The sequence below is a fragment of the Brevibacillus borstelensis genome (assembly GCF_003710865.1).
Lineage (GTDB): Bacteria > Bacillota > Bacilli > Brevibacillales > Brevibacillaceae > Brevibacillus > Brevibacillus borstelensis.
Genome location: NZ_RHHO01000038.1, coordinates 189,258 through 209,390, shown reverse-complemented (window position 1 = coordinate 209,390; position 20,133 = coordinate 189,258). Strand labels below are relative to the sequence as shown.

General features: G+C 52.9%; 19 protein-coding genes. 5 read left to right on the top strand and 14 right to left on the bottom strand.

The window, feature by feature from the left end; genetic code table 11:
- Positions 1 to 374 precede the first annotated feature (374 nt).
- On the top strand, positions 375 to 986 hold the full coding sequence (locus EDM54_RS19455) for a YdcF family protein (RefSeq protein ID WP_051925436.1): 612 nt from the start codon (positions 375 to 377) through the stop codon (positions 984 to 986).
- Here the strand turns inward: EDM54_RS19455 and dnaI are convergent, their stop codons facing one another.
- The 3 genes from dnaI to nrdR all read right to left on the bottom strand — a co-directional run bounded on the left by dnaI (position 987) and on the right by nrdR (position 4,117).
- On the bottom strand, positions 987 to 1,928 hold the full coding sequence (gene dnaI / locus EDM54_RS19450; RefSeq protein ID WP_003387953.1) for a primosomal protein DnaI: 942 nt from the start codon (positions 1,926 to 1,928) through the stop codon (positions 987 to 989).
- Positions 1,929 to 1,936: 8 nt separating this feature from the next.
- Positions 1,937 to 3,415, bottom strand: a complete 1,479-nt coding sequence (locus EDM54_RS19445; RefSeq protein WP_003387954.1) for a replication initiation and membrane attachment family protein — start codon at positions 3,413 to 3,415, stop codon at positions 1,937 to 1,939.
- Between the two features lie 228 nt (positions 3,416 to 3,643).
- A complete protein-coding gene (gene nrdR / locus EDM54_RS19440) occupies positions 3,644 to 4,117 on the bottom strand; it encodes a transcriptional regulator NrdR (RefSeq protein WP_024983186.1) in 474 nt (157 codons plus the stop codon).
- A gap of 136 nt (positions 4,118 to 4,253) precedes the next feature.
- On the opposite strand from nrdR, the gene EDM54_RS19435 reads away from it, so the two are divergent.
- On the top strand, positions 4,254 to 5,384 hold the full coding sequence (locus EDM54_RS19435) for an HD-GYP domain-containing protein (RefSeq protein ID WP_003387956.1): 1,131 nt from the start codon (positions 4,254 to 4,256) through the stop codon (positions 5,382 to 5,384).
- Positions 5,385 to 5,590: 206 nt separating this feature from the next.
- On the opposite strand, the gene EDM54_RS19430 is transcribed toward EDM54_RS19435, so the two are convergent.
- Positions 5,591 to 6,637, bottom strand: a complete 1,047-nt coding sequence (locus EDM54_RS19430) for a glyceraldehyde-3-phosphate dehydrogenase (protein WP_003387957.1) — start codon at positions 6,635 to 6,637, stop codon at positions 5,591 to 5,593.
- A 354-nt stretch (positions 6,638 to 6,991) separates the two neighbouring features.
- Between EDM54_RS19430 and EDM54_RS26560 the strand changes: the two genes are divergently transcribed.
- On the top strand, positions 6,992 to 7,165 hold the full coding sequence (locus EDM54_RS26560) for a hypothetical protein (RefSeq protein ID WP_170208340.1): 174 nt from the start codon (positions 6,992 to 6,994) through the stop codon (positions 7,163 to 7,165).
- Positions 7,166 to 7,386: 221 nt separating this feature from the next.
- Positions 7,387 to 7,827: a VOC family protein gene (locus EDM54_RS19425; protein ID WP_122958654.1), complete on the top strand. Its 441-nt coding sequence runs from the start codon at positions 7,387 to 7,389 to the stop codon at positions 7,825 to 7,827.
- Between the two features lie 274 nt (positions 7,828 to 8,101).
- Here EDM54_RS19425 and argH read toward each other — a convergent pair whose 3' ends face one another.
- The 9 genes from argH to polA form a co-directional block, all read right to left on the bottom strand.
- Positions 8,102 to 9,520, bottom strand: coding sequence for an argininosuccinate lyase (gene argH / locus EDM54_RS19420; protein WP_122958653.1), 1,419 nt, complete (start codon positions 9,518 to 9,520; stop codon positions 8,102 to 8,104).
- Positions 9,521 to 9,548: 28 nt separating this feature from the next.
- Entirely contained in the window at positions 9,549 to 10,277 is a 729-nt protein-coding gene (locus tag EDM54_RS19415; RefSeq protein WP_122958651.1) for an amino acid ABC transporter ATP-binding protein, read from the bottom strand.
- A 29-nt stretch (positions 10,278 to 10,306) separates the two neighbouring features.
- Positions 10,307 to 10,966 (bottom strand): amino acid ABC transporter permease, encoded by a 660-nt coding sequence (locus EDM54_RS19410; protein ID WP_003387961.1) that lies wholly within the window; start codon positions 10,964 to 10,966, stop codon positions 10,307 to 10,309.
- Between the two features lie 96 nt (positions 10,967 to 11,062).
- Positions 11,063 to 11,890, bottom strand: coding sequence for a transporter substrate-binding domain-containing protein (locus EDM54_RS19405; protein WP_003387962.1), 828 nt, complete (start codon positions 11,888 to 11,890; stop codon positions 11,063 to 11,065).
- 230 nt (positions 11,891 to 12,120) lie between these two features.
- Positions 12,121 to 13,416 carry a hypothetical protein gene (locus EDM54_RS19400; protein WP_003387963.1) on the bottom strand — a complete coding sequence of 432 codons (1,296 nt, stop codon included), beginning with the start codon at positions 13,414 to 13,416 and terminating at the stop codon, positions 12,121 to 12,123.
- 122 nt (positions 13,417 to 13,538) lie between these two features.
- On the bottom strand, positions 13,539 to 14,102 hold the full coding sequence (locus EDM54_RS19395; protein ID WP_039071172.1) for a lytic transglycosylase domain-containing protein: 564 nt from the start codon (positions 14,100 to 14,102) through the stop codon (positions 13,539 to 13,541).
- On the bottom strand, positions 14,099 to 14,701 hold the full coding sequence (coaE, locus tag EDM54_RS19390) for a dephospho-CoA kinase (protein ID WP_003387965.1): 603 nt from the start codon (positions 14,699 to 14,701) through the stop codon (positions 14,099 to 14,101). Before coaE ends, EDM54_RS19395 begins: the two co-directional genes overlap by 4 nt.
- A 4-nt stretch (positions 14,702 to 14,705) precedes the next feature.
- Complete coding sequence (gene mutM / locus EDM54_RS19385; RefSeq protein WP_003387967.1) at positions 14,706 to 15,575, bottom strand: DNA-formamidopyrimidine glycosylase; 870 nt, start codon at positions 15,573 to 15,575, stop codon at positions 14,706 to 14,708.
- Between the two features lie 165 nt (positions 15,576 to 15,740).
- Positions 15,741 to 18,389: a DNA polymerase I gene (polA, locus tag EDM54_RS19380; protein ID WP_003387968.1), complete on the bottom strand. Its 2,649-nt coding sequence runs from the start codon at positions 18,387 to 18,389 to the stop codon at positions 15,741 to 15,743.
- A gap of 141 nt (positions 18,390 to 18,530) precedes the next feature.
- On the opposite strand from polA, the gene EDM54_RS19375 reads away from it, so the two are divergent.
- Positions 18,531 to 19,370 carry a divergent polysaccharide deacetylase family protein gene (locus EDM54_RS19375; protein WP_039071174.1) on the top strand — a complete coding sequence of 280 codons (840 nt, stop codon included), beginning with the start codon at positions 18,531 to 18,533 and terminating at the stop codon, positions 19,368 to 19,370.
- Here the strand turns inward: EDM54_RS19375 and EDM54_RS19370 are convergent.
- Complete coding sequence (locus tag EDM54_RS19370) at positions 19,347 to 20,093, bottom strand: N-acetylmuramoyl-L-alanine amidase family protein (protein WP_122958650.1); 747 nt, start codon at positions 20,091 to 20,093, stop codon at positions 19,347 to 19,349. The genes EDM54_RS19375 and EDM54_RS19370 overlap by 24 nt on opposite strands.
- Positions 20,094 to 20,133 lie beyond the last annotated feature (40 nt).

Sequence of the window (20,133 nt, the reverse complement as noted above, 5' to 3'; positions counted from 1 at the left end):
ATTGTGTCCAAAATGTGTCTGAATAGTGTCAAGGCAACCGCCTTTGGAAAAACTCCCCGGAAAAACATGCGCTCCCGTAACGCTTTTCAAGCTAGAATCGTCATTAATACTTGAAAAGCTGCTCGACCAAATCCATGACGTGTCTTGTGGTCCGACTGCAGCCATACAGCTCCGAGCGTGTGCCGAAGTACCGAACGTGTACCGCGTCCGCAGGAGGCACCCTTTTCCGCAAAAAAAGCAGCCGTCGGGGCGGGCTGGGCATTTATCATTGGTTCGGACGATTCTTTTGGTCCAGCCGATTCTACATAATTGATACAGGAGCTTGAGGAAAAATGAATGTACAAACAGGAAATAACGATGGAAGGTCAGTTCGAATGAATCCATCCCGCATAAAGCCCAGCAAGAGCCGAAAGCAGCGAATATTTCGAATCCTCGCTGCCTGTATCGTGATCTTGGGCTGCTGGTCCGGATATCTTTTGTGGAAAATCGAGCGCACGATTCAGGAGGCTGTGCCGCGTAAGGCGGATGTGGCGATCGTTCTCGGTGCTGGCGTCTGGGGTGACCGTCCGAGTCCGGGACTGCGGGAGCGGCTGGACCAGGCGCTGGAGCTTTATCGGGAGGGGTATGTACCATACCTCTTGGTTACGGGGGGGCTTGGCGAAGGGAAAACGTCCACGGAAGCAGCCGTCATGCGAAACTATCTGGTTGAACAGGGGGTGCCCGAGGATCGGATCTTCATGGAGCATCAAGCCCGGGACACCTACGAAAACCTGCTTTTCAGCAAGGAAATCATGCAGCAGCACGGGCTGTCGCAAGCTCTCGTGGTCAGTCACGATTACCACCTGGCGCGAGCGGTCGACATGGCCGAGTCGATGGAAATAGACGCTTCGCCCGTCGGAGTGAAATCCCACGTCCTGTACGGCCCTTACCATAAAGCAAGAGAGGTGCTGGCTCTCACCAAATGGCACCTCTCTCATCCGTTTTGACTATTTTCCTTCGATCCGCTGGTTTTTTCGCATAATCGGATATACATCGACATAATGGCGGATTCGCTCCATGACGCGAGCCGCCTTTGTTCGTTCGATCCGGTTGCCGTTGGAGATGGACATGTGCTCCTCCAGCTCTTCCAGCGAGTAGTTGGAAGTAAACAAGGTAGGCAGGTGATTGTTGACGCGATGGTTCAAGATGACGCCGATAATCTCGTCTCTCACCCATGGCGTCAGGTTTTCCGCCCCGATGTCATCGAGGATGAGCACGGGCACTTCCTTCAAGACCTCCAGCTTCGCCGAATGGGAATGGTCAGCCAGCGAGTCTTTCATCTCCCGGATGAAATCCGGCACATAGACCATCAGAGAAGGCACGTTCCGTTCGGAAAGCTCGCGGGCAATCGCCCCCATCAGGTAGCTTTTTCCGACTCCAAACGGTCCGTGCAGGTACAAGCCTTTCAGCTTTTCCCCTGTTCCTGCCCGCTCGCTGAATAATATCCCCGCTGCGACAGCGGCCCGATTCTCCGCATCCAGCTCCAGTTTTTCAAAGCTGGCCTGCATCGTCTCTTCGGAAATATAGTAGCTGCGCATCAGCCGGCGGCGGCGCTGGTCTTCCTCGTACACTTGCTGCTTTTCACATGGCGTAATCGGACTGACGATGGAACCTTGAGTCACTTCGAGTTTGCTCCTGTGTCCCTTGACCAGGTTCGGGCATTTCTCCAGCCCTGGACAGCGCTCGCACCAGTATTGCTCCTTTACGGCTGTATAGACGCTGGAGAGCGCTTTGAGATAGTCATCGCGGCCAAGCTCGGGATGCGCCTGCTGAAACGCCTGGAGGTACCCGGATGAACGGAACATTTTGTCCAGCTGCTGGTCAGGCGTCAGTAGCTGCCGAGGCGTCCGTTTGGCCAGCTCTTGCATAAATTCTCCGATTGATTCCATCTGCCTTTTTACACTCCTCTCTGCCGCTTCCTGAGGGATTCAAGCATCTTTTTCAGTTCCGGATCATCCTCGATCGTCTTGACCCGCTCCGGCTTTGCTTGTGGCGTCTCCTGATCGCTTTGTTCCCGCTGCTGCTCCTGGGAAAGCTGCCATTCTACCGAGGCAGGCAGCTTGTCCTGCAAAACGGCGCGGCCATTTCGGCGGACCGGTGTATCCTTGCCCGTTTTTGTTTGTCTTGTTTTCTCCGCATGCTGAGCCTTTTGGTCGGCACGCTCCAGTATCTGGCGGACGGCTTCGTCCACTGTCGTAATCCGCTTTGCCTTCCAGCTGTCGCGGATCGTCTCCATGTAAGCCTTTGGCAGTTCCATCTGCATGCTGCTGAGCGTATGGAGCAGCAGCGCATTGACCACCTCGACCGTCATCCCGTCGTTGAACAGCAGGCTCTCCGCCCGCTCCAGAAATACTTTGCTCACGCGGCCTCCGACGACCTTTTCAAGCAGCGTCAGCGGAGAGAGCTGGCGGCAGACCCGGACGAACATTTCGCTGCCTGGCTGAGGAAGCTGGCCCGGCCCCCATTCCTCTTCACCGGGAACCGCGCTCGGCGCTATCCGCACGAGCTTGTCGTCGGTATAGCGTTGAATCAGCCGTTTGCGGAGCACCTCGCTGTCCAGCGAGCCGTCCGGCTTGTACAGCGTCCAGTCTCTGAGCTCCTGGCCCAGTCCCCAACTGTCCAGCTGGTAGAAATGTTGCAGCCTGTACAGAACCTCGACGCCTTCTTTGGAAAACACCTTGTCGGACTTGGCGTTGTCCGGAAGGTAGTGACGCAGCGAAGACAGGCTGAGCGGATGGTCCACGGCAGGCTCAAACCCGGCCTGCATCGGTGCGGGAGGATAGCTCTTTTCCATCTCCGAGAGGAACTGCTCCCGCTCCGAGCCCCGATGCACTTCCAGCTCGGAAGCTTTCAATGATTGAAACACTTCGTGAAAATCCTTGGTCACATCTTCGGTGATCGTATATTCCTGATCCAAAGCCGCTCCCAAGTGATCCGCATATTTTTGTCTGAGCTGCTGGTAACGAATATTTTCAATCTTGTTTAACAACATGAGCGACAATACGTAATCCGCAAAAAATTCATTCGGTGTCAGCGGAGGCTTCACCATGTACTCGTAAAAGTAGTCTCGCTGCAGGTTTTCCCTGCGCCGGACTGTGACGAGGCCGAGTGCTTCCAGCCGCTCACGGGCCAAGAGCAGTCGATCCAGTGTAAGTCCGCTCATCAGCATCAGATTGCGGTGTGTGCTTTCAGCTGCGGCCCCGCTTACCTCCTGCACCTCGTGAACGAGCAGTTGATAGAGGGAAAACGAATCTGAACCGATGATCGGCAAATATAGCTGCGTGACGTAGCCCAGCTCGGCGAAGCTGAGAGGTCTCATCATTCGGACCACGCAACGATCTTTGGGCATCAGTTCGTTCCAAACGAGACGGCGCATGTATCTTGTTCCTTCCTGTCCATTCTGGTTCTCCTATTATAGCATGTCTGACTGGTGATAGATACGAGAGTGACTGGAAGCCGGGAGCCAAAGCGGCTGCAAAGCATGCCGTCTCGGTCCGTCGAATATGGGCTGCCTTTCGTCTGTACGCCAAAAAAGGCGGAGGCTGAAGCGCCTGTCGCCTGAGACTAAGTACCCAGAAAAATTTATGGTGACCGCAGTGGCTTTTTATGATTCCGTGTTGCCGCGAGCCTGGGACAGCAGCTCCTCCAGTTCTTTCATGAAAACATTGATGTCTTTGAACTGGCGGTAGACCGAGGCGAAGCGGACATATGCCACTTCATCCACATGGTACAAACGCTCCATGACCTTCTCCCCGACATCCTTGCTTGGTATTTCGGCTTGACCGCAGCTGCGGAGCTCTCTTTCAATCTCATTTACCACATTTTCCAAGACTTCGAGCGTGACAGGCCGTTTCTCGCATGCCCGGACCAACCCGCGCAGTACCTTCTCCCGGCTAAACTCTTCTCGTGTTCCATCCTTTTTAATGATCAGCAGCGGCGTTTCCTCGACCACTTCAAACGTGGTGAAACGGCGCTCGCATTCTTCACATTCGCGTCGACGTCGGATTGACTTGTTATTGTTAAAAGGGCGGGAATCTAGGACTCTAGTCCCGTTATACTCGCAAAACGGACATCGCATCCGAAATCAACTCCAATACTGTCAATACTTTTAATAGTGTCCCTCAATTTGACAGCCAAAGTCAAGTCAATCCTTCTACCTATTTCATGCACCTGACTATTGGAGTACAATAATGGTACAAGCTGGAGGGATTCGTATGAGATTAGTTTCAATCAGACATGTGCAACCCGGGATGAAAGTGGGACGCACGATCTTTACGGAAGACGGCAAGGTTTTGCTCGGCGTTGGAATGACGCTTACCGATCGCCTGATCCAGGGATTGCAGCGATCCGGTATTGACTCTCTGTACATAGACGATCCGCGCACGGCCGATATTGTGGTGGAGGATGTCATTCGTCCGGAGACCCGTCAGGTTGCTGTCGAAACCATTGAGAAAACCGTCAAACAGATCACCAATTCCAATAAATTGGCCCGCAAAATTTCGCTCAAGGAAATGGGGCTGCACTTTCAACAAGCATTCGGCTCCATCTTGGACGACCTGATGCAAAACAGACAAATCGTCATGCATCTGGCCAATATATCTACTCACTCCCCATCTCTGTACCATCATTCCGTCAATGTCGCGGTGCTGTCTACCGCCGTGGGAATGTCGCTTGGCTACAATCGCAACCAGTTGATGGAGCTCGGGATTGGGGCAATGCTGCACGATATTGGCAAGGTGGAATTGCCCGCCGAGATGCTGAAAAAGACCGAGCGCTGGAATCAGGAAGAAATGGAAGCTGCCAAACAGCACTGCATTCTGGGATTCAATATATTGCGCAAACAGCACGATATTTCACTTCTCTCTGCGCACGTCTGCCTGCAGCACCACGAACGGCTGGACGGCAGCGGATATCCACAGGGCCTAAAGGGTAAGAATATTCACGAATATGCACAAATTGTTGGCATTTGCGATATTTACGACTCGCTTACTTCTCCGCGTCCATGGCGCAAGCGCTACATGCCGCAGGATGCTCTCGAATATCTCCTCGGCTCAGGCGGCCATTTGTTTGAACATCGGCTGATCAATGCCTTCCGCAGCCACATCGCGATTTTTCCGATCGGAAGCAGCGTGGTGCTCAACACGGGCGAGGTAGGCGTCGTCTGCCGCGTCGATCCGGAGTACTGCCATCGTCCGACCGTCCGAATCCTGAAGGACGGGCGCGGTAATGACGTGCGGGCAAGCTATGATCTGGATCTGAAGACGAATATCAAGCTGTTTATCGTCGGATTTGAGGACGATCAGCTCTTCTCCCTCGGAGGATTGTCGGAGAGCAAGACGACGTAATTCCATTACTTGGGAATTCCCTCTGCCAGGAGTTGTGATTTCGAAGACAGGACGCAGAAATTGTATCTGCGTCTTTTTTGTGCGTGGCTTTTGTAACGGGAGCGTAAGTATGGTACACAAAAAACCCCCAAGCAGTTGGGGGTTTTCGCAATTTATTGTTTCATTCCGCTCATTGATTCTGTGTTTCCATTCTCTAAGCTTCTGCATTACTTCGCTGCGACTGCTGCCTTCGCCTCTTGGCGAGCCTGATTGTGGTCTTCGGAGACGTGGCGAACCAAATCGACTACACGGCAGGAGTAGCCCCACTCATTGTCATACCAGGCGATTACTTTGACTTGGTTGGTGCCCATTACGAGAGTGGAAAGACCGTCGATAATAGAGGAATGGTCATTGCCGTTGAAGTCGCTGGACACGAGCGGCTCATCGCAAAATTCGATGTACCCCTTCATGCTGCCGTCCGCCGCTTCACGCAACACGCGGTTTACTTCCTCTACAGTAACTTGCTTTTTGGTATTGATCACCAGATCGACCACGGAAACGTTTGGCGTCGGTACGCGCAATGCAAAACCGTTCAGCTTGCCGTTCAATTCTGGCAATACTTTTCCTACGGCACGAGCTGCACCAGTCGTTGTAGGAATGATCGATTCGCCAGCTGCACGAGCCCTGCGCAGGTCTTTATGCGGATTGTCGATGTTTACCTGGTCGTTGGTGATGGAGTGAACAGTCGTCATCAGGCCCTGCTCGATGCCAAATGCCTCATGCAGCACCTTGGCAACCGGTGCCAGACAGTTGGTCGTGCAGGATGCGTTGGAGACGATGTGGTGCTTCTCATGATCGTAAATATCGTGGTTGACCCCCATAACGATGGTTGCGTCTTCTTCTTTGGCGGGAGCTGTGATCACTACTTTTTTCGCACCGCTCGCAAGATGCTTGCCTGCCCCTTCGCGGTCCTTGAACTTTCCGGTTGCTTCCACCACGATTTCCACGCCGAGCTCTCCCCAAGGCAGCTTGAGCGGATCGCGGTCAGAAAGGACAACGGTCGGTTTTCCGTCTACGATGATTTTGTTGTCTTGTACTTCCACTTTATGGTTAAACCGTCCATGAATGGTGTCGTATTTCAACAGGTGTGCGAGTGTTTCGGGCGGATAGCTTGCGTTGATAGCGACGATTTCGATGTTGGGGTCCTGAACGGCGCGGCGAAATACCATGCGCCCAATTCGGCCGAAACCATTAATACCTATTTTGATAGTCATATTTAGAAACCCCTTCCCTTATTGAGTTACACTTATCCGTTACTCTTATTATAATAAGTATGACACAATTATCAATGTGTTTTACTGAAAAATAAATATTTGGACGATTTGCCTGATGCGATTGTCCTGAATTTCCGCTGATTTGTCCTGACGTTCCCTGGTTTCGGGCCTCTCTTCGGCCTGATTTTTGCCTGCTTTTGGCTATTTGGAGAGGCCTATAAAAACTCATTGAGGGGCTTGAGTGGAAGAGATGAAAAAGGGAGAAAACGGCACAAGGTTCGGTGGGACACTGCATGGAAGCTACTCTGTCCGGCCCGCGTCCAAAAGCAGTATATTCAGGAGGCAACTCAGAGGTTGGACGCTAAAAACGTGTTTCGCTTTTGGAAGCAGGCCTGGGTCGTGTCCCAAAGACCTTCGCTGTTTTCTCCCTTTTTCATCTCTACAGCTTTTTTCTTTGGCCGTCTTTTTTTGAGAGCGAATCATGGTGGTTTGCTGTTTGCTCAAATAACTGGATTTGGCTGGCGGTGATTCGCCAACGGCAGCTATGTTTGGGGACGCTTATCGGTTGATTCCACGATTGCAGAAGATAAAGTCAAAAAAAAAAGAATCTACTATTGTTTATTGGAAGATCAGGTGTTGGATAGGAAATGATATGTGATAATTACTTTCATAGATACTTCAACATATTCATTTGGATGTGCTCGCAAGTGTGATTGAAGCAAGTCAAAATAATTGGAGGCGTTCCAAACATGGTACAGTCAATCGTACACATCGCTCTCGTTGTGAAAGATTATGATGAGGCAATCGAGTTTTATACGAAAAAGCTGAATTTCACATTAGTAGAGGACATCTACCAACCAGAGCAAGATAAGCGGTGGGTCGTAGTATCTCCCCCCGGTTCGGCTGGCACGACGTTGTTGCTTGCAAGGGCATCCAAGCCTGAACAAGAGCCCTTTGTCGGAAATCAGACAGGCGGCAGAGTTTTTCTCTTCTTGCATACAGATGATTTTTGGAGAGATTATCATGAAATGGTTTCCAGAGGTATCGAATTTGTGAGAGAACCCAAAGAGCAACCATATGGAATGGTTGCGGTATTTAAGGATCTGTACGGGAACCTGTGGGATTTGCTGGAACTAAATGATGATCACCCCATTTCTCAAAGAATGAAGCGGGGAGAAGGTTTGTCCTAAACAGAAGCAGTTTATAACGTGAACTATAGTAGGCGGCAATCGTGAGTTTGCCGGATAGCATTGCTCTGCAGGAGATTTCCTGACAGTGAATACTGTCAGCAAGCAAGAAAGCCGCTTGGCCAGCAATCCTGACCGCTTGAGCTCTCGTATTTTATTCAGTCGAGTGCTTAAAATTAAAAGTTAAAAGTTATCGCTTATAAAAAAACACGGGCCCCTGTGTAGGCGACCCGTGTTTTGCATTGTTCTTTTTCATTGTTTCAAAATTCTTCGCCGCTTAGTCCAGCGGCTCGACTTTCATGGCCTCGTCCACCCAGTCCTTTAGCCCGGAGATGGCTTTGTCGGCACGCTCGATGGCCGCTTGCACGCGCTTGCTGCCGGTGCCGCCGAAGACGTCACGGGCGTCGACCACTGTCCTCACGTCGATGGCTGCATACACGTCCTGCTCAAAATGCGGGCTGTGCTCCTGGTACTCCTCCAGTGTGAGGTCGGCGAGGAATTTGCCCTGGGTGATGCAATACAAGACCAGCTTTCCGATCACCTCGTGCGCCTGGCGGAACGGCATGCCTTTTCGCACCAGGTAGTCTGCGAGGTCTGTCGCGTTGGAGAAATCCTCCTTGACTGCCTGCGCGAGCCGCTCCCGGCGGACTTCCATCGTGCGGACCATCCCCGCGAACAGGGCCAGTGCTCCTTTTACCGTCTCTACGGTGTCAAACATGCCTTCCTTGTCTTCCTGCAGATCCTTGTTGTAGGTGAGCGGCAATCCTTTGAGCACGGTCAAAAGGCCGAACAGATTGCCGTACACTCTGCCGGTTTTTCCGCGCAAGAGCTCGGCCACATCGGGATTTTTCTTCTGCGGCATGATCGAGGAGCCTGTGCAGTACGCGTCGTCCAGCTCGACGAAGCCGAATTCGGTGGACGACCAGAGCACCATCTCTTCGCAGAAGCGGGACAGGTGCATCATCAAAATGGAGGAAGCTCCGAGGAATTCCAGGACGAAATCCCTGTCGCTCACGGCATCCATCGAGTTGTCGTACATGCGTGCAAAGCCCAGTTCTTTGGCGACGAGCTCCCGGTCGATCGGAAACGTCGTGCCGGCCAATGCCCCGGCTCCCAGCGGCAGGATGTCAATCCGTTTGAGCGCATCCTGCAGCCTTTCCGCATCGCGGGCAAACATGCCAAAATACGCGAGCAGGTGATGGGCCAGGAGCACTGGCTGGGCCCGCTGCAGATGAGTGTAGCCGGGAATAATCACGTCCTGATGCTCCCTCGCTGAATCCGTCAAGGCTTGCAGCAGCTCTGTCACCAGCGCGATGATCTGTTTCGTTTCACGGCGCAGATAGAGGTGAATATCTGTCGCCACCTGGTCGTTCCTGGATCGGCCGGTATGCAGCTTGCCGCCCACGGGACCAATCCGTTCGATCAGTTTTTTTTCAATGTTCATGTGGACGTCTTCGTTTTCGACGGAGAACACAAACCGTCCTTCCCGGACATCCTGGAGAATGCCCCGCAGCCCTTCAGAGATCGTGTCAGCGTCCTCCTGCGGTATAATGCCGCAAGCGCCCAGCATCTTGACATGGGCCAGCGAGCCACGGATATCATCTGCCGCCATCTTTTGGTCAAAGCCGATCGAAGCGGTAAATTCCTCGACCAGCTTGTCCGTCGGCTTGGTAAAACGTCCGCCCCATAGTTTCATCCTGCTTCTCTCCTTTTGGTTCAATCGATCAGTGGTTGAGCACCTTCGCCAGGAAGTCTTGCGCCCGGTCCGTTTTCGGGTTGCTGAAAAATTCCTTTGGCTCCGCCACTTCAACAATCTTTCCTTCCGCCATAAAGACGATTTGATTGCATATTTCCTTGGCAAAGCCCATCTCGTGGGTCACGACGGCCATCGTCATACCCGTCGCTGCCAGCTTGCGGATGGCATCCAGCACTTCCTTGACCATTTCCGGATCGAGCGCCGATGTGGGCTCGTCGAACAGCATGACCTTCGGGTCCATCGCCAGCGCTCTGGCAATCGCCACGCGCTGCTGCTGTCCACCGGATAACTGACCCGGATAGGAGGCGAATTTGTCCCCCAGCCCGAGAGAAGCCAGCAGTTCTTTTCCTTTTTCTTCCGCTTCCTTTTTATTGGCGTTTTTCACATTGACCGGAGCGATCGTGACATTCTCGAGAGCTGTCAAATGCGGATACAGGTTGAACGACTGAAAGACGAATCCGATGTTGGCCCGAAGCTTGTTGATATCCGTTTTTTTGTCATGGACAGAGACGCCGTCGATCAAAATTTCCCCTTCCTGGATATCCTCCAGGGCATTGATCGTGCGGATCAGCGTACTTTTCCCCGCTCCGCTCGGTCCGATCAGGGCAAACACCTGCGACTGCGGAATCTCCAGATCAATATCGTGCAGGACCTTTACCTGCCCGTAGCTTTTGGAGACGTTCCGGATGGAAATCATGAAGCAGTCCTCCTTCTCCTTGTCAAAAGTTATTCCAGCACGCGGTACTTCCGCTCAAAGTAACGAATGATCTGCGAAAGGCTGAATGTAATGACGAAGTACACCGCGGCGATAAACGTCCATACCTCCAGTACGCGGAATGTCGTCGCAACCAGATTGTGTCCGACCAGACTGAGATCGACGACGGCGATGACAGAGGCAAGCGACGAATCTTTGATCAGGATGATGAATTGGGAAGCGAGCGGCGGCAGCACCTTTCGCAAGGCCTGCGGCAAAATGATCAGCTTCATCGCCTGAAAGTAATTCATCCCCGAAGACCGGGCCGCTTCCATCTGCCCGCGCGGCACAGACTGAATTCCAGCCCGTACAATTTCCGCCACGAAGGCGCCGGAGAACACCGCAAGACCGATAACCGCCGACCAAAACGATCCAAGCTTCATAAATTTGCCGAGAACAAAGAAAATCCACAGAAGCAGCACCAACAGCGGAATCCCCCGGATGACCTCTACATAGCTTGCCGCCAAAAACGAGAGGACACGATTGCGGGAGATCCGGCACAAACCGGCTATGATCCCGATCGGTATGCTGATCGCAAGCGACAGCGCGGAGATTTTCAAGGTAACCAATAATCCTTCCATGAAAATGTCGAAATTATCGGTGATGACGCTCCAGTCCATCTGGTAATTCACATGCTCACCCTCCCACTTGCAACATTTTTTCTTGATAAGACAGAGGCGGGAAGAACCAGACGATCGGCTCTTCCCGGCGAGGACAAACCCGTGCTCCTATTTCTTCTGCTCCACATTGCTTCTCCAATCGCTAGAGTTAAACCATTTATCGATGGATGCCTTGTCTTCCGGGCTGTTTTTGTAGGCAGCCAGGAATGTATTCAGCCATTGCAAGGTGGCAAAATCATTCAGTTGAACGGCAATCCCCAGATTTTCCGCAGAGATCAGGTCATAGATGCCTTTGACGCTGTAGTCTTTTTGCGCTTCGTATTCGCGAACCACCACTTCTTCTGTCACGACCCCGTCTGCTTGTCCCTGATTCAGCGCCAGCGCAGCGGAAGCGACGTTTTCAAAGTCCATGACCTGGGCTTGCTTGAAAATTTGCTTAGCCAAAAGGGCTCCTGTCGTGCCTTGCGATACGGCGATTTTTTTGCCTGGCTGATCGAGGTCCTGCCAGGATTTTGTCACGTTGTCCGCTTTCGGTACCATGATGATTTGTCCGGTGGAATAGTAAGGGTCCGAGAAGCTGACAGACAGCGCGCGGTCGCCGCGGATCGTCATGGCGGCAATGGCCATATCGATGTCACCTGTCTGCAGGGCCGGAATCAACCCGCTGAATTTCATTTGCTTGAATTCTACCTCTACGCCCAGCGCCTTCCCGATGGCATTCCCCATGTCGATGTCATAGCCGACAAAGTTCCCATCCTTGTCTTTCATTTCAAACGGCAGATAGGCGACACCGGTACCGATGACCAGCTTCTTTTTCTCTTTCACCCGGTCAAGGGTGGAAGGGACCTGCTGACCCGGTGCAGCAGTTTCCCCAGAACACCCGGCGGCAAGTACGACCAAAAGCAGAGACAACAGAACGATAAGTACTTTTTTCATAGAAACATTCCTTTCCGGCATCAAGCGATCAATTTTAGGGTTATTTAAGGGTAAATACCCTGATATAAGTATTATAAGGAATACTTTGAGTATTTCAACACTTTTTTCACCTCGATTAAAAAAACATAATACTGAATAAATATAAATCATGTACGAATTTTTTTCCATATGACGAAAAAAAATAACCGCCCTTTTTATTTGGGCGGTACAAGAGACAGGTGCTTGTTCATTTATTTCAATCGATAGATTTTGCTCGGCCTTCCGCGTGTGGATACTGATTCTTCGCCTATGCATTCCGCGAGGTCCACTTCGCATAAATATGCGACAATTCTCCGTGCATTCCGCTCGTCCAGATGGAGGTGCAGTGCGAGATCCTTGGTCGTAAACTCGCTCCACCCCATTCTCCGGATCAATGCCTCGATCTTGTTGTACGTTCTGACGCTGATATTTCCCTTCTTCAGCTTTTCCAGAAACTCTTGGTCCTGCATGCGGTATGAATACGCAAGCTCCGATTCCAGGCCAGCCGCTTCGATCACGGTGCCATCCTCCTGGACGATGACAATTCCCCGCTCGGCTTTTTCCTTTGACTGCCCAATCGCGCGGCGAGCGTTGACTTCCGCTGTAAACACCGTCTCCCCAAATCCGACGCCGACCGCTACCATCGACTCCGAGACGAGCGACAACTGCCTGATCGTCTCACGCAAAATGTCAATCTCCCGTTCAATCGCTCCCCGGGAGCTGAACACAACGTAGCGTCCATTCCCTTTTTCCAAAAGCGAACCGTTGAGCTTTTCGCACAAATGCAGCAGCGCTTCCTTCAGGCGCAGCTCCAGATGCTGCAGGTGATAGGGGCTTTTCGCTTTCTCCGCGACCCTGTCAAAATGCTCGATCTCGATGATTTCGACCCCGATCTGCGTATCCTTGAAATACAGGGTCCGCACTTTTTCGGCCACGATCCGAAACGTTTGCAAAATCTCCAGTCGTGTCGGGGTAAACCAGTAAACCGGCACTCCCGCCGCTTTCAGACCTCTGTAAATCCCTTCGAAACAGGTGATGGCCCCGTCCGTTTTGCCTTCTCTCCACATCTGCAAATGAAAGTCGAGCAGCTCCTCCGGATTGGTATCTACGTCGTAAATTTTCAGGTAAACGTCGCGATGCTCCATCTCCAGCTGCTGCAGCGCATAATCCAGCTGCGTCTTTTCCAGCTCGTCAATGCTGACCCGCTCCAGAAATCTTCCCTGTTCTTTTGCCATCATCAAAAAACATTTGTAGAGACTCGCTTCCGTATGCTGGACATGCACCATATTTTCCGCACTGCCAAGCTCCTGTCTGGCGATCATATACGACAGCTTCCCCGAGAACAGCCATACATCCACCTGATGATCGTTGGCCTTCACCAGCTCGCGCGTTTCTTGAAACCTCTCGTAGGGATAGGGATAAAAACGCATGTCCTTCTCAAATGCCTTGCCCATATCAATCATCCGTTCCACAGATGGCTGCGGCCCGACGACTCCGATCCTGTGCATACGATACCTACTTTCCCAGTTTCGTAAAAGTACACTAAGTATAATCGATCGCGCTCGATTTCGCTAAACCTCCGTTTGAGACAAAAAGCAAAAGCCGCTTCTCCTTTTGACAAGAGAGCGGCTTATTGCAATTGATCCGTATAGATGCTCCGATATCGATCATGGTAGTAAAGGACTCGCTGGACGTACTGGCGTGTTTCCCCGAACGGAATGTCTTCGATCGTCTCACGCTTGCCGTCCCACTGTTCCCGCATGAGCCAGCTGCTCACCTTGCCCGGTCCGGCATTGTAGGCTGCGATCACTTTCACGACGTCTCCCTCATACCGCTTCTCCAAAAAAGAGAGATACCACGTGCCCATGTTGATATTTGTCACCGGGTCGTACAAATACTTTTCATCCGCTGGCCCCAGACCGGCTTGTTCCGCGATCCACTCCGCCGTATCAGGCATCACCTGCATCAGTCCGATGGCGCCCTTCCTCGATACTCTGTCCGTCTCAAAACCGCTTTCGGAGCGGATCACTGCCAAGATCAGGTACGGGTCTACCTGATAGCGGCTGGACGCCTCCAGGATCTCCTTTTGGTATTTGATCGGGTACATCCATTTCCAGACAATCGGTGAATTGATCAGGAAGAAAACAGCCATCAAAAAAAACAGAAAGACTGCCGCTCGCTTGCTCCTTTTCATGGAGCCGTTTCCGCCTTTAACCGGCCCAGCAGCTGGATTACTTGTTTCTCGGTCTCTTCCCGTGAACCGGTATTGTCGATGACAAAGTCAGCATCAGCCCGTTTTTGCTCAATCGGCAATTGCGCACGCAAACGCTTTTGCGCCTGTTCTTCCTCAAATTCGTCGCGTTCCATCATCCGGGCCAATTGCAGATGGGCGGGGGCGTAGACGACGACAATCTTGTCCACCATATGCTGCAGCTTGCTTTCAAAAAGCAGCGGAATGTCCATAAACACAATCTTGGCGCCGTTTTTCTCCGCTGCCTCCGCCTCCTCGCGCATGACGCGGCGGACTTCAGGGTGAACGATCGCATTCAGCTTTTGACGCTCCGCTTCATCCGAGAAAACAATTTCCCCCAGCTTTTTTCGATCGATCTGTCCCCCTGGGAGCAAAATCTCTTTTCCGAAGTGGCGAACAATGGCTTCATAAGCCGGTTTGCCCAGCTCAACCACTTCACGGGCAATTTGATCCGCATCGATGACAGGTATTCCTTGCTCCCGAAGCATAGCCGTAACCGTGCTTTTTCCAGTGGCTATGCCTCCTGTCAGTCCAAGAATCATCCGCTCACCCTCCTTTTGGCTGCTGAGCCCCTTTTTTTCGCGTGACCGCCGTCTTTTGACAAGCGGGACAAATATGCGTCCCCCTTCCGCCAACGACAAAGCGGATGATTTCCGTACCGCAGTTTACGCATGGCTCTCCCTTGCGTCCGTAAACCAGTAGCGATTGCTGGAACATGCCCATCTCGCCTTGTCCGTTTACGTAAGACTTGACCGAACTGCCTCCTTGCTCGACAGCTTCGGAGAGCGTGGCTACAATCGCCTCGTGCAGCTTCGCTACCTGCTGGGCGGTCAGCTTTCCGGCGGGACGCTCGGGATGTATCCGCGCCCGAAAGAGGGACTCGTCCACATAAATATTCCCCAAACCGACGATACATTCCTGGTTCAGCAGAAGCGGCTTGATTTTTGTTGTCCGCCCCTTGAGCAGACTGCGCAGCACCTCTGGCGTAAACTCCTCTGCCAATGGCTCGACACCGAGCTTGGCAAGCGGACCTTCTACGGTCTCCTTGCCGAGCGGAAAGAGATCCATCGTCCCGAACTGCCGGACGTCGCGATACCGCAGCTCTGTTCCATCGGTAAAATGGAAGATCACATGTGTATGTTTTTCGACGGGCTCATCCGAGCGGTAAAGACCGTAGCGCCCCTCCATCCGCAGGTGAGAGATCAGCACGTCCCGATCCAGTATGAACTGGATAAATTTGGCGCGACGCTTGATCTCATGGATCGTCTGCCCGACGAGCATCGCTTTGAACTCTTCCATATCGTCCGGTCTGCGGATGATTCGCGGCAGCAGTACGCTGACGCTCCCGATTGTTTTTCCCAAGACGAGTTGGCGCAGCGTACGCACCACCGTCTCCACCTCTGGCAATTCCGGCATGGCTCTCCCTCCTCCTGTTGTCTGTTTGTCATGCCTGCGCAAAGCAAAAGCACAGCTTGTCTCTTATGCAGTGAACCCGGCTTGCCGTGTCAGCAGTGGCCTCGGCTTGCCGGCTTGCAGTTGCCCTGGGCACTTCCGCCTCGTTCCTTGTTCGTTCCTTGCTCGTTACTTGGCTTCGTACCAGCTTCGCCCGTAGTTGACATCCACCTTCAGCGGAACCTCCAGCTTCAGGGCGTTTTCCATCACATCGGGGACGAGCTGCTGCATGATGTCCAATTCCTCTGTCGGCACTTCAAAAATCAGTTCGTCATGCACCTGAAGCAGCATGCGGCTCTTCAGGCCTTTTTCCTGCAAGCTCTCCTGCATGCGGATCATCGCCAGCTTGATAATGTCAGCCGCCGTACCCTGGATCGGCGTGTTCATCGCTGTCCGCTCTGCAAAGGAACGCAGGTTGAAGTTGCTGCTCTTGATGTCCGGGAGATACCGTCTGCGATTCAGCAGCGTCGTGACGAACCCGTCTTCCTTGGCCTGCTTGACGATGTCTTCCATGTATCGCTTGACCCCGGAGAAAACGGCGAAGTAACGCTCGATAAACTCTCCGGCTTCTTTGCGGGTAATATTCAAATTCTGAGACAAGCCGTAGTCGCTGATGCCGTAAACAATACCGAAGTTGACGGCCTTTGCTTGGCGCCGCATGAGAGAAGTGACCTCGTCCTCGGAAACGTCAAACACATCCATCGCCGTCCGCGTGTGAATGTCCATTCCTTTTTGGAAAGCGTCGATCAGATTCTCATCCCCCGAGATGTGAGCCAGCACCCGCAGCTCGATCTGGGAGTAGTCCGCCGCCAGCATGAACCATCCTTCCTCGGACGGGATAAACGCCTCCCGTATTTTCCGTCCTTCCTCCAGACGGATCGGGATGTTCTGCAGGTTGGGGTCCGTACTGGACAAGCGGCCAGTCGCTGTCGTCGCCTGGTTGAAAATGGTGTGAACCTTGCCCGTGCCTGGATGGATTTCCTTTGTCAGCCCTTCGATATACGTCGAGCGCAGCTTGCCGAGCTGACGGAAGTGAAGGATCGACTCAATGATCGGATGGTAAGGGGCCAGTTTTTCCAAAACGTCGGCGCTGGTGGACGGCCCCGTCTTTGTTTTTTTCAACACCGGAAGGGCCAGCTTGTCGAACAGGATTTCCCCCAGCTGCTTCGGCGAGTTGATATTAAAAGACGTGCCGGCCAATTCATAGATTTGTCCGGTCAGCTTCTCCAGCTGGGCGTCCAGTTCTTCACCCATTTGCTGCAGCCGCTGCTCGTTTACCTTGACCCCCTGTTTTTCCATCGTGGCCAAAACGAGGCTGAGCGGTCCTTCCATCTGGTCAAGCAATTCATCCAGCTTGCTTGCGCCCATCTCTTCTTTGATCTTCGGTACGCTCTGGTACATGGCGGCAGCCTTCAATGCCACGTGTTCGCTCAGTACATCCGTTTCCGGGACGAGCCGCTTTGCTCCTTTGCCGTAGACCTCTTCGTCCGGCATTACCCGCACATCCGCATAGTGAACGGCAATATCCGACACCTGCGGACTGCTCTCTGCCGCATTGAGCAGGTAGGAAGCCAAATAAATGTCAAAGCCGATGCCGGCCATGTCCAGTCCGTGCCATGCCAATCCGACCGTGTCGCGCTTCCCGTCAAATACCCACTTTTCCTTCGTTTCATCTGCCAGCCACTGGCGGAAAGCGGACCATTCCTTGGCTACATCAAAAGGAATGTAGAGCGAAACGCCTTTTGCAGCAAGACCGAAGCCCAAAATCGGCGCTCGGTGGTAATTTTCTCCGTCCATCTCCACGCAGACCGCCATCGGCGAGGTCAGCTTGTCCTCAAAGCGTTCCGCATCCCCGCTGTAGACCACATCGAAGGCAAACGGAGCGGCATCCCGCTGCTCGCCCTCAACCGCATTGCTTGTTCCTTTTACTTTGGGCAAAAGGGATTTGAACTCCATTTTTTTAAAGAATTCAATAACCGAATCGGCTGTATAGCCGGCGTAGGCGGTCTCTTCCACATCCACTTCCACCGGAGCGTCGCGCATGATCGTTGCCAACGCCTTGCTCAGCTTGGCCTTGTCGACGTTTTCCCGCAGGTTTTCTTGCAGCTTTTTGCCCGACACCTTATCAATATTCTCCAGCACCGATTCGACCGAACCGTATTCGTGCAGCAGCTTCAGCGCTGTTTTTTCACCCACCCCGGGCACGCCCGGTATGTTGTCCGAGCTGTCCCCCATCAGTCCCTTCAGATCGATGATCTGCAGCGGCTTCAGGCCGTATTTCTCGGAGATTTCCTGTGGTGTGTACATCTCGATCTCGCTCACGCCTTTGCGCGTCAAGGCGACCGAGACGTTGTCGGAAACAAGCTGCAGCATGTCCTTGTCCCCGGTGATAACCGTCGTTTTCCAATTGTTTTCGTCCGCTCGGAGCGTCAGGGTGCCGATGATGTCATCCGCTTCATACCCTTCCAGCTCAAACCGCTGGATCGAAAATGCGTCCAGCAGCTCGCGTATCAGCGGGAACTGCTCCGACAATTCCGGAGGCGTTTTGCTCCGGCCACCCTTGTACTCGGCAAACTCGCTGTGGCGAAACACCACCTTGCCCGCATCAAACGCAACCAGCACATGGGTCGGCTTCATTTCGTCCAGCACCTTGAGCAGCATGGTGGTAAAGCCCAGTACCGCATTTGTGTGCAATCCCGCTGATGTGGACAAAAGCGGCAAAGCGTAAAACGCCCGGTTGGCGATACTGTTCCCGTCTATCAACACCAAATGGCTCATTTTGTCCGCACCCTCTCACTTTTTTCGCTATCCTTCATCTTACCATAGGGGTCGGATAACGGCAAAGCTCAGGTGTTGCCAAGCAAGTCGGGTAATCGGCGGCTGGCTGACACACACTAAGAGGAAAAAGAAAGGCTGGCGATGCACATGACACTCGATAAACGGGGAAGCCTGCAAAAAGCACTCGCGTTCACGATTGCAAGCATGATCGTGTCCATCAGTATGTTGGCGGGAACGACAAGTGCTCAGGATGTCATTGAACGTCCCCCGCTCAAGCCGGTTTCTGGGCCAAAAGCCAATCAGGTCGCGTTTGTCATCGATGACTTTGGCAACAACATGGAGGGAACAGAAGAGATCCTGGCTTTGCCCGTGCCTTTGACGGTGGCTGTCATGCCCTTTCTGCCGAGCACCAAGCGGGACGCGGAGCTTGCCCATGAAAAGGGGCATGATGTGTTTGTCCATTTGCCCATGGAGCCGATGAAAGGAAAGGCGTCCTGGATGGGGCCAGGAGGGATTACCACGAAAATGAGCAACGAGGAGATTCGCAAGCGTGTGGAAAATGCGATTGACGACGTTCCTCATGCAATCGGCATGAATAATCACATGGGCTCCAAGGCGACCGCAGACGAGCGCGTGATGCGAATTGTCCTGCAGGTTTGCAAGGAACGCGGCCTCATTTACCTGGACAGCAAAACCACGGCACGCAGCGTGGCGCAAAAGATCGCAAAGGAGCTGGGCGTTCCTTATCTGGAAAACGGAATATTTCTGGATGACGTCTACACCTTGTCGCACATCACCCGGCAGATGGAGCGGCTGTGCAAACGGATCGACAGCAAAGCCGGACCTGTGCATATTGCGATCGGCCACGTAGGGCCTCCGGGAAAAAAGACGGCCTCCGTCCTGTCCGAGTACATACCGCGGATACAGAAGGAGGCGTCGTTTGTAACGATTTCCATGTTAATTTCGAACGGGATGCCATAAACGTTCCCACCAGGTGCGCTTTTGCTCTCCCATTGATGCACGGCTGCCATCTCCGGCGAGCTCGCCCGTCAGGAGTAGGTATTCGCCAACAGCGTCGCTGATCACCCGGGCCAGCTTTTCCTGCTGCTCGGGATTGGTCAGCATGGTGCGGTCAGCGTAATTGCTAATGAACCCCATCTCCACAATGACAGTCGGACAATAGTCGTGGCGAAGCAGATAGTACGTCCTTCCCTTTACGGGTCGGCTGTTTGTCTTCGCCATCTGATTCATCGCATCCTGAAGCAGGGAGGCGAGCCAGTAGCTTTGTTCATTTTGCTGGTAAATGACCACCGGTCCCCGTCTTCTGCCGTCGGAAGACCAATTGACATGCAGACTGATCATCAGCTGTGGCCTGATCTCTTTGGCCAACTGTCGTCGTTGGGCCAAATCGCGGATATGTCTGGAGGGATTGTTCAACCATTGATTTTCATCGCTCAAGGCAACGTCCCGATCCCGATTGAGGACTGCTCTGTACCCCTTTTCGGTCAAAATCCGATATAAGCGTTTGCCCACCTCCAGATTAATCTCTTTTTCGAAAATCGTGCCGTGAGATGTTCCCGAATCCACACCTCCGTGCCCCACATCGATCAAGACCTGGACATTGGTTAGCGGCACTGCGGCAGCGGGCTCCGGCAGCAAAAGAAGGAAAGCGCTCAGCATCAAAAACAGCCATCGTTTTCTCATAGTGTTAGAATTGCCTCTCACCCGGCCATTCTATCCTTGA

What these genes read in the sequence shown, in the direction of transcription:
- EDM54_RS19455 (WP_051925436.1), top strand. Translation starts at nt 375, where the DNA reads ATGAATCCATCCCGCATAAAGCCCAGCAAGAGCCGAAAGCAGCGAATA.
- polA (WP_003387968.1), bottom strand. Translation starts at nt 18,389, where the DNA reads ATGAGCCATTTGGTGTTGATAGACGGGAACAGTATCGCCAACCGGGCG.
- dnaI (WP_003387953.1), bottom strand. Translation starts at nt 1,928, where the DNA reads ATGGAATCAATCGGAGAATTTATGCAAGAGCTGGCCAAACGGACGCCT.
- EDM54_RS19400 (WP_003387963.1), bottom strand. Translation starts at nt 13,416, where the DNA reads ATGCACAGGATCGGAGTCGTCGGGCCGCAGCCATCTGTGGAACGGATG.
- EDM54_RS19370 (WP_122958650.1), bottom strand. Translation starts at nt 20,093, where the DNA reads ATGAGAAAACGATGGCTGTTTTTGATGCTGAGCGCTTTCCTTCTTTTG.
- EDM54_RS19425 (WP_122958654.1), top strand. Translation starts at nt 7,387, where the DNA reads ATGGTACAGTCAATCGTACACATCGCTCTCGTTGTGAAAGATTATGAT.
- EDM54_RS19430 (WP_003387957.1), bottom strand. Translation starts at nt 6,637, where the DNA reads ATGACTATCAAAATAGGTATTAATGGTTTCGGCCGAATTGGGCGCATG.
- mutM (WP_003387967.1), bottom strand. Translation starts at nt 15,575, where the DNA reads ATGCCGGAATTGCCAGAGGTGGAGACGGTGGTGCGTACGCTGCGCCAA.
- EDM54_RS19395 (WP_039071172.1), bottom strand. Translation starts at nt 14,102, where the DNA reads ATGAAAAGGAGCAAGCGAGCGGCAGTCTTTCTGTTTTTTTTGATGGCT.
- EDM54_RS19445 (WP_003387954.1), bottom strand. Translation starts at nt 3,415, where the DNA reads ATGCGCCGTCTCGTTTGGAACGAACTGATGCCCAAAGATCGTTGCGTG.
- EDM54_RS19415 (WP_122958651.1), bottom strand. Translation starts at nt 10,277, where the DNA reads ATGATTTCCATCCGGAACGTCTCCAAAAGCTACGGGCAGGTAAAGGTC.
- EDM54_RS19405 (WP_003387962.1), bottom strand. Translation starts at nt 11,890, where the DNA reads ATGAAAAAAGTACTTATCGTTCTGTTGTCTCTGCTTTTGGTCGTACTT.
- EDM54_RS19375 (WP_039071174.1), top strand. Translation starts at nt 18,531, where the DNA reads ATGCACATGACACTCGATAAACGGGGAAGCCTGCAAAAAGCACTCGCG.
- nrdR (WP_024983186.1), bottom strand. Translation starts at nt 4,117, where the DNA reads ATGCGATGTCCGTTTTGCGAGTATAACGGGACTAGAGTCCTAGATTCC.
- coaE (WP_003387965.1), bottom strand. Translation starts at nt 14,701, where the DNA reads ATGATTCTTGGACTGACAGGAGGCATAGCCACTGGAAAAAGCACGGTT.
- argH (WP_122958653.1), bottom strand. Translation starts at nt 9,520, where the DNA reads ATGAAACTATGGGGCGGACGTTTTACCAAGCCGACGGACAAGCTGGTC.
- EDM54_RS19435 (WP_003387956.1), top strand. Translation starts at nt 4,254, where the DNA reads ATGAGATTAGTTTCAATCAGACATGTGCAACCCGGGATGAAAGTGGGA.